The following is a 13,063-nucleotide window of genomic DNA, read 5'->3' on the forward strand; positions in this document are numbered from 1 at the left end:
GTACCGGATCGGCTCGATCACGAAGACCTTTGTCGCGGTGCCGGGCAGGTGACGGTCCAGCGGATCGGCCAGGTCCAGTACGCCCTCGTCACGCAGGCGCATGACCTGCACCGCGACAAAGGTCTTCGTGATCGAGCCGATCCGGTACTGGACGTCGGCGTCCGGGCTGTGCCCGTCGATCATGCTCCGACCGTCGGCCCAGACCAGCCGGCCGCCGCGCACGACCGCGCCGACCAGCGAGGGCGTGCGCCCCTCCGCCTGCCCGACCGCCAGCCGGTGCAGCAACGCACGGCGGGTGCCCGGTAGCAACTCCTCGGACGGCGACTCCTCCGACGGCAAGGTCATCGCTCGTTTCTAGTCCGGCACAGGCGCCAGGACCAGTCCGTTTACGGAGAACCAGCCCGTTGGCCCGGGCGACCGCGCCGAGCCAGCACGCGGACGGCCCTGGCCTTCTCGGCCGCTGTCGCAGGCGCGCCCCGGTAGCACGCGACCCGGGAACGACCGTCGCGGGCGGATCACGCGGGGCGGATCGCCGGATCGAACGGGGCGAGGAACGGGCTCTGGGGGCCATGCCAGGAGACCGACAACTCCTCCCGCGCCCGGGTACACGCCACGAAGAGCAGACAGCGCTCTCGCTGGACGTCCTGGGCGTGCGCGATTTCGTCCTCCCCAGCTGGCGTTACCGCGCTCGAGGCGGGAACCTGACGCTCGCCGACGCCAAGAACCGCCAGGCACCGGAACTCCAGCCCCTTCATCCGGCGCATGGTGCCGACCACGACCACCGGTATGCCGAGTTCCCGCAGGCTCACGCGGTTGTGGTGAATGCGCTGGCTGGCATCGCCAGCGACGAAGATGTCGTCCGTGCCTGGCGCGACCGCCGCCCGCAGGAAGCGCCACTGCACCGGGCTGAGGTCCTGTGCCTCGTCGATCACGACATGCCGGTATGGCCGTTGTGGCCGCTGTTCCAGCAGGCATGCCGCCTCGACACAGATCATCTCATGAGTCCAGCGGCCGGAGGCGCGAAGATCTCGATCGAAATGCTGCCAGGCGGCCCACACCTGTGCCCGCCGACGAGGCCCGAGCGGACGGCCCCGCCCGACCCGACGTGCCACCACGGTTCCGTCCGACGCGCAGACCGTTTCCCCAGCTGGCGGGCTCCCGGGGGAAGCATCGACCGCGATCTATTAACGAATCCTTCATATCGATGCCACCTGTTCCCACCTGCGGCGGTACCAGAAGGACTGGGAGGGTCGGCCGCGGTGGCCGTCCAGCTTCCGGCGACATACCTCCTTCACAGCCGGGGGCTGACGGTCACCGTCATGCAGGGCTGACGAGGGATGTGGATGTGACTTCGATGGACAGGCGGACTCTGCTGGGACGCGGAGCGGCCGTGGCAGGCGGCGCGGTCGTGGCCTCGGCGCTGCTGCCGGCACTGGACAACGCCGCGCTGGCAGCGTCGCCGGCTCGGGGCGGCAGCGACCAGGCGGGTGGATACGGCCCGCTGTCTCCCCTGGTGCCAGCCAACGAGCCGACCGGCCAGCCGTACCTGGCGCTGCCCGCCGGGTTCAGCTACGTGGTGTTCGGCAAGACCGGCACCCCTCTGGTCAGCGACCCTGGGACTCTCAACGGGACCAGCCATGACGGGATGGCCGCCTTCGCGCTGCGCGGCGGCAGGGTCCGCCTGATCCGCAACCAGGAGGACCGCCAGCCGGCCGGTAGCGGCTCGGTCGCCGGCCCGGCGGCCACCAAGTACGACCCGAAGGCGTTCGGCGGTGTCACGGTCCTCGACTACGACCCCAGGACCCGCACCCTCGTCAACGACTACATCGGACTCAACGGCACCATCGTCAACTGCGCGGGCGGCATCGCCTACCGCGGACGGGGCTGGATCACCTGCGAGGAGACGATCGCCGGGCCGGCCAACGGCTACGACAAGAAGCACGGTTACGCCTACCTCGTCCCCGCCGACGCGGGGAAGACCGTGCCCGCGGTGCCGCTGACCGCCCTCGGCCGGTTCGCCCACGAGGCAGTCGCCGTCGACGACCGGACCGGCTTCGTCTACCTGACCGAGGACGGCGGTTCCGGCCGCGGCTCCGGCTTCTACCGCTTCCTCCCGAAGGACCCGAACAAGCTGGAGAAGGGCGGTCTGCTCCAGATCCTCGCGATCAAGGGCCGCGCGCAGGTCGACCTCCGGCAGGGGCAGAAGGCCTCCGCCTGGCTGCCCGTCGAATGGGTCGACATCGACGACCCGGACCCCGACACCATCGTCGAGGCGGACAAGCCCGGGGCGACGAGCGTGTTCGCGCAGGGCTGGGCCGGGGGCGGCGCGAAGTTCAACCGCCTCGAGGGCATCTGGGCGGCGAAGAGCACGATCTTCTTCTCCTCGACCAGCGGTGGTGACGTCAAGAACGGTGACGTGAACTCCGACGGGTACGCCGAGGGCTTCGGCCAGATCTGGGAGTACGAGCCCGGCAGGGGGCAGGGCACCCGCGGCGGACGCCGGCACACCGACGGGGGGCGCCTGCGTCTGGTGTTCGAGTCCCCCGGCGGCTCCGTCCTCGACTCCCCGGACAACATCACGATCAGCCCGAAGGGCAGCCTGCTGCTCTGCGAGGACGACGCCTCCGACGACGGGGACCTGCACCCGCTGGCGCCCGGCGTGGAAGACGTGAACCGGCTGATCGGCCTGACCCGGACCGGGAAGACCTTCGAGTTCGCGGTCAACCACTTCAGCAGCGCGGAGTTCGCGGGCGCCTGCTTCGCCCCCGACGGCAGGACCCTGTTCGTGAACGTGTTCGGTGGCGTCGAGGTGGGCAGCGGCTTCACGGCCGCGATCACCGGCCCGTGGAACCGCGGCGCCCTCTAGCCACACCGTGCCCTCTTCGGTGTCGGAAAACGACACCGAAGAGGGACCTGTGAGCTACGGCGCGGGAACGGCCCGGTAGTAGGCCCAGCCACGGCTCTGCGGCTTCGTGTGTGGGCGGCTTCGTGTGTGGCCGTGGCCATGGCCATGGCGGTTCCACGTGGCCGAGCACCATGTTTTCGAGGCGGTGCTCCGGCGTGCCCTGCGGTCAGTGTTTGACGAGGCGGGCGGTGTCTCGGAGGGTCGCCAGGCGGGCGCGGTACTCCTGTTCGTCGATCTCGCCGCGGGCGAAGCGGCCAGCCAGAACCTCCTCGGGTGAGGGTACGACTGGTCCGTGAGCGGCTCCGGGCTCGCTGGACGAGCGCGTTGCAGGACGTCTCCGTTCGTCGGAGCGGATCAGGGCCCGCACGAGCAGCACCGCCCCGGTGATGAGAACAGCCCAGAACAGCAGCATGCCCATGGACATGGCGAACCAGCCCCAACCACTGATATCATGATCATTCCAGTACATCATCACGCAGTTACCTCCCGGAGCGGCGGGGTGACAGCAATGCGGTAAGACCCGCACCGCGCCCCTGCCCCTGCCCCTCAAAGCGTGCGCCCTCCGCCGTGGGAGCGCAGGGGACGTTCGCCCCAGCGCGTCCGGCCAACCGGCAGGCCATCTCGGTACACACAGGCCATCTCGGTACACATTCGTCTCCGGCAGCCGCCTGGTCGGCCCGCCCCGGGTAGGACCGCGCCCGCGTCAGCGAGAGCTGTGATGGCATACGGGCGAGTGTGTCGAAGGGAAACGTGTGGAGCAGTTGACTGACCTGGAAGCCGCGATCATGGATCGGGTGTGGTCCGCGCGAGGTCCGGTGGCGGTCCGCGACGTCCGGGAACTGCTCAGTCCGACCCGCGTGCTGGCCTACACCACGGTCATGACCGTCATGGACCGGCTGTACCGCAAGGGCTGGCTGACCCGGGAGCGCTCCGGCCGGTCCTACCACTACCAGCCCGTCCTGAGCCGCAGCGCGCACACGGCACGGATGATGCGCTCCGTGCTCGCGGAGGCTGACGATCGTGGTCTGGCGCTGCTCCACTTCGTGGAGGCGATGGATCCCGGCGAGTACGAGACGTTGCGGGAGGCGGTGCGCTGGCATGCCGGCAACCGTGGCGATGACGGCGAGGGCCCTGCGCGACGATGATTTTCGGGATTCTGATCCTTTACATGGTTGCTGTCGCGTGGGGCCTTCCGCGTTGTCTTCGTGGCATGTCGTGGACGTCGCGCACCCCGCGGCTCGCGGTCGCCACCTGGTTGGCGGGAACGGTGTCGGTCGTGTCCATGGCGGTGCTGACCGGTGCGCTGCTCGTCGTGCCCCTGCACGCGATCGGCGACATCGTGGTGCTGCTCGTGCAGTGGTGCGGGTGGACCGAGCACGCCTTCCCCGTCCTTCCGCCGTGGACAGCGCCGCGGCTGGTCGGGCTGGGCCTGGTCGGGCTGGGGCTGCTCCGGCTCGTGCAGGTCGGTGTCGCGGTCACGCATGCCCGGTGGGCGGACCAGGCCCGGCACCGGCACGACGTCCGGCTTCTGGGACGGTTCCATCCCCGGCTGGGGATCTACGTCCTGGATCACACGAGACGCGGGGCGTTCTGCCTGCCCGGCAAGGGAGGCACCGTCGTGGTCACCCGCGGGGCGCTGCGTGTCCTCCAGCCCGCGGAACTCGACGCCGTGATCGCCCACGAACGCGCTCATCTGACGGGCAGGCACCATCTGATCCTCACGGCGGCAGCCGTGCTCGCCCGCGCGTTCCCGACTGTGCCGCTGTTCGCCGTCGGCCACGAGGAACTACGCCGACTCGTCGAACTCGCCGCCGACGACAGCGCGGCGCGCCGCAGCACCCCACGCGTGGTCGCCCAGGCCGTGCTGCGGCTCGCCGCTCCTCCCAGTCCTCTGCTGGGGATGGCGAACACCGCGGTACACCAGCGGGTGATCCGTCTCATGGCCGACCGTCCGCCGCTGTCTCGCTCCACGGTCCTGGGCCGCGTGCTGCTCGTCGGCCTGCTGCTGGCTCTCCCCCTGCTGGTGACGACCATCCCGGCGTTGAGCGACCTGACGGACCACTGCGCATGACCGCCTTCTCCGTGGGACGGGGACCGACTCGCCGCCAGCGCCGGGGCATCCAACTCGATCAGATGCCTCTCGTGTCGCCCTGTGCGGCGAACCGTCGCAGCCGCAGGCTGTTGGCGACGACGAACACGGAGCTGAACGCCATCGACGCACCCGCGATCATGGGATTCAGCAGGCCAGCCGCGGCCAGGGGCAGCGCCGCGAGGTTGTAGGCGAACGCCCAGAACAGGTTTCCTTTGATCGTCGCCAGGGTCCTGCGGGACAGCCGGATCGCGTCGACCGCGGCCCGCAGGTCGCCGCGTACCAGAGTGAGGTCGCTGGCTTCGATCGCGACGTCGGTGCCGGTACCCATGGCCAGACCGAGGTCGGCCTGCGCGAGCGCGGGGGCGTCGTTGACCCCGTCGCCCACCATCGCGACGACCTTGCCCTCGGACTGCAGGCGCCTGACCACGTCGACCTTGCCCGCTGGCAACACCTCCGCGATGACGGTGTCGGGGCCGACGTCGATGCCGACCTCCGCCGCGACAGCGCGGGCGGCGGCCGTGTTGTCGCCGGTGAGCAGTACCGGGGTCAGCCCCAGCCCACGTAGCTGGGCGACGGCCTGCGCCGAGGTCGGTTTCACGACGTCCGCGACGACGAGCACGGCGCGGGCCTCGCCGTCCCAGGCGACGCCGACGGCGGTCCGGCCACCCGCCTCGGCGGCGTCCCTGGCCGCGACGAGGTCCGGCGGCAGCGGCAGGCTCCAGTCCGCCAGGAACGCCGAACGCCCGACGAGTACGGCACGCCCGTCGACGACGCCGTGGACGCCGAGTCCTTCGACGTTGCTGAACTGGTCGACATCAGGCAGGTCGCCGACCTGGTCGCGGGCCGCCCGCACGATCGCGGCCGCGATGGGGTGCTCGGAGGCGTTCTCCAACGCGCCGGCCAGCCGCAGCACCTCGGTCTCGTCCACGTCGGCGGCGGTGTGGATCTCGACAAGGCTCATGCGGCCGGTCGTGACCGTGCCGGTCTTGTCGAGCACGATCGTGTCGACCCGGCGGGTGGATTCGAGTATCTCGGGGCCCTTGATCAGGATGCCGAGCTGCGCGCCCCGCCCCGTGCCGACCAGCAGCGCCGTCGGCGTGGCCAGCCCGAGCGCGCACGGGCAGGCGATGATGAGGACGGCGACCGCGGCGGTGAACGCCGCCGCCGCGCCCGCCCCCGCCCCGAGCCAGAAGGCCAGGGTGGCCGCGGCCAGGGCGATGACGACCGGCACGAACACACCGGAGATCCGGTCGGCGAGCCGCTGCGCGGCGGCCTTGCCGTTCTGGGCGTCCTCGACGAGCTTCGCCATCTGGGCCAGCTGTGTGTCGGCGCCGACCCGGATGGCGCGCACGACCAGCCGCCCGCCGGCGTTCACCGTCGAGCCGGTCACCGCGTCGCCCGGTGCCACCTCGACCGGGACGGACTCGCCGGTCAGCATCGAGGCGTCGACGGCCGAGGAGCCTTCTTCGACCGTGCCGTCGGTGGCGATTCGTTCGCCGGGCCGGACGACGAACCGGTCGCCGACGGCCAGCTGGTCGATCGGGATCCGCACCTCGGTACCGTCGCGCAGGACCGCGGCGTCCTTGGCACCGAGTTCGAGCAGCGCCTGCAGCGCCGCGCCGGCCCGCCGCTTCGCACGCGCCTCGAAGTAGCGGCCGGCGAGGATGAACGTGGTGACTCCGGCGGCGACCTCCAGGTAGATGTTGCCCAGCCCGTCCCCGCGGGCGATGGTCAGCTCGAACGGGTGCACCATCCCCGGCATCCCTGCGGTGCCGAACTGCAGCGCGTACAGCGACCACAGGAACGCGGCGCCGACACCGATCGAGATCAGGGTGTCCATCGTCGCCGCGCCGTGTCGAAGATTGGTCCAGGCTGCCCGGTGGAACGGCCACGCGGCCCAGGTCACGACGGGGCCCGCCAGAGCCAGCGAGAACCACTGCCAGTTCGTGAACTGCAGCGCCGGGACCATCGCCATCGCGATCACCGGAACCGCCAGCACGGCGCTGGCGACCAGACGCCGGCGCAGCGGGCGGGTCGGGTCCGGCTCGGCGTCGGGGACGCCGGCCGCCGGCTCCGCCGTCTGCGGCCGGGGCAGTTCGGCGGTGTAGCCGGCCGCCTCGACCTGGGCCACCAGCACGGCCGGATCGACGCCGCCCGGGGCGTTCACCCGGGCCTTCTCTGTGGCGTAGTTGACCGTGGCGGTGACACCATCGATCCTGTTGAGTCTGCGCTCGACCCGGTTCGCGCAGGACGCGCAGGTCATCCCGCCGATCGCAAGCTCGATCTCGGTGACCGCAACGCCGGACGTGTTCGTCGTCGTGACACTCATGCCAGCCTTCCTCTCCCGGTCAGTGGCTGTGGCCGGCGCCGTCATGGCCGGCCGGCGGCGGGGTGACGGTGACGTCCCGGGCGGCCGGTTCGGTGGGCTCGGCCTGCTCGGTGGGCACGGTGGGCACGGTGGGCACGGTGAACTCGACGGTACGGACGACCCCGTCGTGCTGGAAGTCCAGGAACAGCCGGTAGCCGCCCGCGCTGGGCACCTCGGCGACGAACGGGACGTCCGGGCCTGCCGGCCCCTCACCGGGTCCGCCGTCGGGATGTACGTGCAGGTAGGCCAGGTCGCCCTCGCGCAGCGCGACCAGGTGCCCGTAGGCGCCGAGATAGGGCTCCAGGTCCGTCACCGGCCGCCCGTCCCGGCGCACCGTCAGGGTGAGCGGCGAGGCCCGCCCGCTGACGAGGTCGCCGGCGAGCGTCACCTCATACCCGTCCACTGCCGCGGTGCGGGTCGGCACGTGCATGACCGGCTCGAACAGACCGGGGGCGGCCAGATCGACACCCAGCGTGGTGGCCGCCGCGCCGGTGGGAGCGAAGTCCGCGAACGCCCGGTAGGAGCCGGCGGCGGGCACGCTGAGCGGGACCGACCAGGTCCCCTCGGGCGTCATGCCCGGATGTACATGCTGGAACCCGGTGCCGTCGCGGCGCACCAGGATCAGGTGCATCCGCTTGTCGTGCCTGACATCGAACGCCGTGACGGGAGCTCCGTTCGGCCCGACGATCCGGAAGGTGAAGTCCTCGCGGGCCCCAGGGGTCAAGCTCGAGTCAGTGGGTGCGAAGGTGTAGCCGCCCGCGCTGGATGCCAGCCCGCCCGGCTGTTCCGGGACGGCGGCCCTGACCTCAGCGGCCCTGACCTCAGCGGCCGTGGCCTCGGAGGCCCTGACCTCAGCGGCCGTGGCCTCGGAGGCCGTGGCCGCTGAGGCATCGTCGACGCCCGCATCGACCGTGGTCGGAGGGCCGACAGCCATGCCGACGCCGTAAGCCCCTGCGACGAGCAGGGCGAGTGCCGCGCCAAAGGCGGACAGCTTCACCGCCGCGTTCACCTCACACCAGCTCCTTCGGGCGCCGGCCTCAGCCCGGCGAGCCGGTAGCCGGCCTCTTCTACCGCGGCACGGACCTCGGCCGGGTCGACCTGCCGGTCGCCGGTGACGGTGACCGCGCCGGAGCTCAGGTCCACCGCCACGTTCGTCACGCCCTGGATGTCGCCGACCTCCTCGGTGACCGAGGCGACGCAGTGCCCGCAGGTCATGCCAGTCACGGTGTAGGTGGTCTCGCTCATCAGGAGCTCCTCTCTCGGGGGCCCTGGGCATCGCGTCAGGACTCGACAGGGCGCGACGCCGACGGCCGCCCTCACCATCCCTTCGCGAGATACCCATGGGGGGTATTCTGCGTCGAGCAAGGTACCCCATGGGGGTACCTCGCGGGAAGCCCGGGGTGCGACCGCCGTCGCCCCGGTCAGACAGTGCGTGCGGCTGGATGTGGAGCCGGGGACGTCGGGATGCTCAGTCGTCGTGAGGTGCGGTACCCGGGGGGTGGGGGTGGTTGGGAGCGGGCTGGGACGGCGGCTCCTGCTCACGGGTTTCGCCTGCCGCGGGCGACGGTCCGGTCGTCCCACCCACGCTGTCGTGTGGGAGCTCCGGGGGATCATCGTCCGAACTGTGAGAGTGGGGAGCGGACTCGTCTGTCATCTCGTGGCCGTGGCTGTCACCGTGACCGTGTGACCCGGCGAGTTCGACCGCGGGCAGGGTGAAGCCGGTGACCCCGGCGCCGACGGCACCGATCACGGCAGCCGCGCTGAGCGAGGAACGGAACCCACGCGCGTGCCGCGCCCGGAGGGACCACAGAGCGAGGACGCAGACCGCCGTCTGAAAGGCCACCGCGGTGAGGTCCACCCTGTCGACCTGTTCGGGCATACCGGCATGGGGACCGACGGGGAAACCCGCGGTCCGGCTGAGGACCCACACCAGGATCACCCCCGCGTTGACCAGCAGGCCCGTCGCCACCGTCCGTCGGCCGGCGCTCCGCATCACGGCGAGGGCCCAGCCCGCCTGGAAGACCGCGGTCGCGAAGAAGAAAACGCCCGACAACGGCCAGGAGGTGAAATGGCTCGGCGCGACAGCGGCATGAGTCGCGGCCGCGCCGAGCGAGGCGAACGCCGCCACGATTCTGCGCGCCCCGATGTCGGCCATGATCCGGGTCTCGGCTCTCCGCCGGCCTCCCGCATGTCTCCGTCCCTCGGCTTCGGCCTGGAACAGGGGCGAGTCGGGAACGGGCCTGGATGGCTCGTGGAACGCCGCCCGGCGGATAACGAGCGGCGTGGTCGGTGGACCGTCCACTGCCCGGCTCACCCGGTCGCGCAGGACAGCACAGTCATGCCGGCCTCCTGGTGGTAGACGTCATGGCAGCGGACGATCCGGGACCGGGGCGGTCAGCCTGCCCGACAGGTTCTGGCCGGTCCGTCACGGCAGCGGCGAGGCCCTGTAGCCGAGTTCTTCGATCACTCTGACCACGTCCCGCGGGCTGTTCCGGCTCAGGTCCAGCTCGACCGTGGTGCGTCCCTGTTTCAGAGTGGTCCGGGTGCTGCGAACGCCCGGTAGGTCCTCCAGAGCATCGTCGATGAGCAGCGAACAGCTGGCACAGTGCATTCCTTCGACGCGGAACGTGTGTGTGGTGGCGGGCACTGTCGGGTACTCCGTTCTCCTTGTACAGCCGAAGGCAATCTGCTCGTCAGACGACGGTGATGACCCCGGTGAACATCCCCATGCCGCACGCGTAGCGCAGCTTCCCGGGTTTCAGCGCCCCCAGATCGATCGTCGTGTCGCCCTCGACCGGCAGGACCTTCTCGACGTCGCGGTCCGGGATGACAAACGACCGGATGCAGCCCTGCGCGTTGTCCGAGTGCACCACCAGCGTCGTGGGCACACCTGCCTGCACCTGGACGTTGCCGGGGCTGTAGGAGTCGGCATCAGCCGTGATCTTCACGGTCTGGCGCCCGTCCACCGTCGACGCGGCCGACGTGTCGACCGGCACCCGGGAGAGCCCGACGGCCTCGGCGAGCCGGTTGGCGGCCAGCGGCGAACCGGCGAGCTGCAGGCCGCCGTTGAGGGTGTAGAGCCCCATCGCCAGCACGACCAGCCCGGTGACCGCGGCCAGCCTGCTGCGCCACGCGGTCGCGGCCCTGCGGGCGGCGTAGCCGAGAACGGCGAACAACGGGCCGGTGCCGAGCACGAACACCCCCATCGTCGCCGCACCCGCCAGCGCGGACCCGGACGCGAGCGCGAGCGCCTCCACCGACAGCGTCACGCCGCACGGAATGAGCACGGTGGCCAGACCGAGCAGCGCCGGTGCCAGCGCCGCCTGGGAACGGGCACGCCTGCGGACGACCCTCATCCACGAGGCCGGCGGCTCGACGACGACGCCGCGGAACCCCGGCACGCCCAGCTGGGCGAGACCGAACACGATGATCAGCAGGCCGGCGCCGATCTGCAGCCAGGTGCGCGCATCGACCGAAAGCTCCACCGCGCCGCCCACGGCGCCCAGCAACGCCCCGAGCAGGACGTGCGAGACAAGCTTCCCGGCCAGGAACCCGCCGACCGGCGCGAGGTCGTCACCGAGCTGAGCACGCCAGTCCGGTTCCCGTACGGCCTGCACCGACCGGATCCCGGAACGGGCCCGATCCCGGCGGACGGCATGGCGGGCCGAATGGCGACCACGCCCAGGCGCGGGACGGGACGGCTCGGCTGCCCCCGCCGCTGCCGCACGCTGCCGGGTGATCAGGCCGGTCAGCAGGCCGCCCTGCACCGCGGCGCAGGACACACCACCCGCGAACAGGCCGGTCACCAGAACAGTTGCGAGATTCACGCAGCCTCCCGCGAGAGTGGACGAGGATGCTCGAAAGCTCGCCAGCCGAGCGCGGAGCCCCGCCCGGGCCGCGTGTCGAAACGAGCAGCGAGACCGGGCGGGATCCGGCATGCGGTCCGACGTCAGTTGCCGAACCAGACGGTAAACCACTACATGACGTAGTAGACACCCGGGTCAGCCGTGAGCATCCACGGCGCGGGGGCACCGTGGCGAAGCAGGCCCATCGGAACACCCGGGCAGCGTCCGCGACCCGGCACCAAGGCAGGATCTACTACAAAAGATCGTAGACAGAGCGAAGGTTGGCCGTGGGCAGCCCCGCGGGCGGCGTCTGTCGGCCCTGGACGCCACAGGCATCCACCCGCCCCGGCCCCCTCGGACCAAACGCGCTCCGCCACGCCGAACAGCTCATCGCCGCCGTCGCCCCACTCAAGCTCGACCCCGCAGCCGCCTGGACCGTCGACCCCGCCGTCTTACCCCACCTCGCCCACGCTCTCCGCGCCCGCGCACCTGACCGCGATGGCACCACCTTCACCACCGGCCTCGGCACCGTCCTCGACGGCATCGCACGACGCTTCGCCGCCCCAAGCCGACATCTGGACGGTACGACCACGTCCGCGACGTTCATCGAATTCTGCAAGCAGCTCCTCCACGACATCGACGGCACCATTTTCCTCATCGTCGACGACCACAGCGCACACAAGTCCGCCGCCGAACTACACGACGGCGCCAAGAAGGCATTCGCTCGACTGCCGGCCACCCCGGAAATCATCTGAGGCTTCTTCCGAGATCCGGACCCGACCTATATCAACATTCCAGCAGCCTGGTTTCCAATTAGTATACTGGCGATCATTACAAGTACTTCACGCGGATTAGGCAGGCAAAAGTGCCCCATAGCCGGCTACCTCACATACTTCTTTCACCACAACCTCCTTGGATTCTCTGCGGAGAAGTACCCGCGCCTCTCGAAGATGCCGACCAGCCGGGTAGTGATGTACGGCTGGCGAGCATCAACGGTATTTATACGAGCACCGAGTCGGACATGCATGACGAATTTAGTGATAAGTGGGACTTCCCCGGTTATTACGGTCGCAACTGGGACGCCATGTACGAATGTCTCACCGACCTGAGTTGGGCACCAGCCGAGGCCTACGTCCTGGAAATCTCCAACAGTTCCCAACTTCTGTCACGGCAACAGCACTCGCTCGAGGTTCTCCTCGGCGTACTCTCGTCCGCAGGTAGAGCATGGACTGCTCCGGGGTCGCGCGGCTGGCCTATTGACGAACGACGAGTGCCGTTCCATACAGTTCTGCGCGATCCAGAACTGACAGACAGCGACCTGGTCGATCTATATTCCCCACCCGGTGTGCCGGTATCTGTCCTGTCGACAGTTTAGCCTGCAGCGGGGCGATCTCCCTGCGATCTATTCGGGGTAACTTTCACCACCGACAGATTCGCCAATCCGTCATGGTTGAAGCGGTGATTCTCGGGTGGCGATATCGCCACCCGAGAATCACCGCCAGAAGGCCTGCCCGGTGCACGGCGGTCAGCGAGGCGGTAGTTGGTCGCATAGCGGGCCTGCATGACCGTCTTCTTCCCGGAGGCGCGGGTGGTCGGGCTGGTGCCGGAGTAGTTCCTCCGGGCCTTGGTGTCGCGGTAGCGGGTGAGGTCGTCCTTCGAGGGACCCAGCACCAGACCGGGTGCTGTCTCACGGCCGCACTGAGATCAGCCGACTTCGGCCACCTTCTCGACGCGCTATCCGCTGGCCAGTTCGCGGCCCTGCGCGCCGCAGGGCCGGCTTACCTGACCAAGTCCGCCGAGGACATCTCACCAGTGCCATGGACATCTTCCTCATGGCGTAGCCGGCGAACTCG

At 70.1% G+C, this 13,063-nt stretch carries 13 protein-coding genes and 2 pseudogenes; 5 read left to right on the forward strand and 10 right to left on the reverse strand.

Annotated elements, in window-relative coordinates:
* Together FMEAI12_RS20990 and FMEAI12_RS20995 are read right to left on the reverse strand one after the other, a co-directional pair.
* A partial coding sequence (locus FMEAI12_RS20990) for a serine hydrolase domain-containing protein (RefSeq protein ID WP_146776742.1) occupies nt 1–345 on the reverse strand: 345 nt, incomplete at its 3' end.
* 170 nt (nt 346–515) lie between these two features.
* Nucleotides 516–1,115 (reverse strand): annotated as a pseudogene (locus FMEAI12_RS20995) (UvrD-helicase domain-containing protein); the annotation flags it as partial.
* Between the two features lie 239 nt (nt 1,116–1,354).
* On the opposite strand from FMEAI12_RS20995, the gene FMEAI12_RS21000 reads away from it, so the two are divergent.
* Nucleotides 1,355–2,866: an alkaline phosphatase PhoX gene (locus FMEAI12_RS21000; RefSeq protein ID WP_112107554.1), complete on the forward strand. Its 1,512-nt coding sequence runs from the start codon at nt 1,355–1,357 to the stop codon at nt 2,864–2,866.
* 205 nt (nt 2,867–3,071) lie between these two features.
* Here the strand turns inward: FMEAI12_RS21000 and FMEAI12_RS21005 are convergent, their stop codons facing one another.
* Nucleotides 3,072–3,377 (reverse strand): SHOCT domain-containing protein, encoded by a 306-nt coding sequence (locus tag FMEAI12_RS21005; protein ID WP_071066644.1) that lies wholly within the window; start codon nt 3,375–3,377, stop codon nt 3,072–3,074.
* A 280-nt stretch (nt 3,378–3,657) separates the two neighbouring features.
* On the opposite strand from FMEAI12_RS21005, the gene FMEAI12_RS21010 reads away from it, so the two are divergent.
* The gene (locus FMEAI12_RS21010; protein ID WP_112107555.1) at nt 3,658–4,050 is read left to right on the forward strand and encodes a BlaI/MecI/CopY family transcriptional regulator; all 393 of its coding nucleotides are present in this window, start codon (nt 3,658–3,660) and stop codon (nt 4,048–4,050) included.
* 65 nt (nt 4,051–4,115) lie between these two features.
* Nucleotides 4,116–4,976 (forward strand): M56 family metallopeptidase, encoded by an 861-nt coding sequence (locus tag FMEAI12_RS21015; protein ID WP_235014261.1) that lies wholly within the window; start codon nt 4,116–4,118, stop codon nt 4,974–4,976.
* Between the two features lie 58 nt (nt 4,977–5,034).
* Here the strand turns inward: FMEAI12_RS21015 and FMEAI12_RS21020 are convergent, their stop codons facing one another.
* The 6 genes from FMEAI12_RS21020 to FMEAI12_RS21045 form a co-directional block, all read right to left on the reverse strand.
* Nucleotides 5,035–7,326, reverse strand: a complete 2,292-nt coding sequence (locus FMEAI12_RS21020) for a cation-translocating P-type ATPase (RefSeq protein ID WP_112107557.1) — start codon at nt 7,324–7,326, stop codon at nt 5,035–5,037.
* A 19-nt stretch (nt 7,327–7,345) separates the two neighbouring features.
* A complete protein-coding gene (locus FMEAI12_RS21025) occupies nt 7,346–8,374 on the reverse strand; it encodes a hypothetical protein (RefSeq protein ID WP_112107558.1) in 1,029 nt (342 codons plus the stop codon).
* Nucleotides 8,371–8,610, reverse strand: a complete 240-nt coding sequence (locus FMEAI12_RS21030; RefSeq protein ID WP_112107559.1) for a heavy-metal-associated domain-containing protein — start codon at nt 8,608–8,610, stop codon at nt 8,371–8,373. The genes FMEAI12_RS21025 and FMEAI12_RS21030 overlap by 4 nt, the downstream gene beginning before the upstream one ends.
* A 223-nt stretch (nt 8,611–8,833) precedes the next feature.
* Nucleotides 8,834–9,520 carry a hypothetical protein gene (locus tag FMEAI12_RS21035; protein ID WP_112107560.1) on the reverse strand — a complete coding sequence of 229 codons (687 nt, stop codon included), beginning with the start codon at nt 9,518–9,520 and terminating at the stop codon, nt 8,834–8,836.
* A 270-nt stretch (nt 9,521–9,790) separates the two neighbouring features.
* A complete protein-coding gene (locus FMEAI12_RS21040; protein WP_071066630.1) occupies nt 9,791–10,012 on the reverse strand; it encodes a heavy-metal-associated domain-containing protein in 222 nt (73 codons plus the stop codon).
* A 46-nt stretch (nt 10,013–10,058) separates the two neighbouring features.
* Entirely contained in the window at nt 10,059–11,192 is a 1,134-nt protein-coding gene (locus FMEAI12_RS21045; protein ID WP_071066631.1) for a sulfite exporter TauE/SafE family protein, read from the reverse strand.
* 305 nt (nt 11,193–11,497) lie between these two features.
* On the opposite strand from FMEAI12_RS21045, the gene FMEAI12_RS36285 reads away from it, so the two are divergent.
* Both FMEAI12_RS36285 and FMEAI12_RS40070 read left to right on the forward strand, forming a co-directional pair.
* Nucleotides 11,498–11,965, forward strand: coding sequence for a hypothetical protein (locus FMEAI12_RS36285; protein ID WP_131626066.1), 468 nt, complete (start codon nt 11,498–11,500; stop codon nt 11,963–11,965).
* A gap of 110 nt (nt 11,966–12,075) precedes the next feature.
* Nucleotides 12,076–12,585, forward strand: a complete 510-nt coding sequence (locus FMEAI12_RS40070) for a barstar family protein (protein WP_368672095.1) — start codon at nt 12,076–12,078, stop codon at nt 12,583–12,585.
* A 149-nt stretch (nt 12,586–12,734) separates the two neighbouring features.
* On the opposite strand, the pseudogene FMEAI12_RS40075 reads toward FMEAI12_RS40070, so the two are convergent.
* A pseudogene (locus FMEAI12_RS40075) lies at nt 12,735–12,863 on the reverse strand (IS110 family transposase); the annotation flags it as partial.
* Nucleotides 12,864–13,063: the final 200 nt, after the last annotated feature.

Source organism: Parafrankia sp. Ea1.12 (assembly GCF_900465275.1).
GTDB lineage: Bacteria > Actinomycetota > Actinomycetes > Frankiales > Frankiaceae > Parafrankia > Parafrankia soli.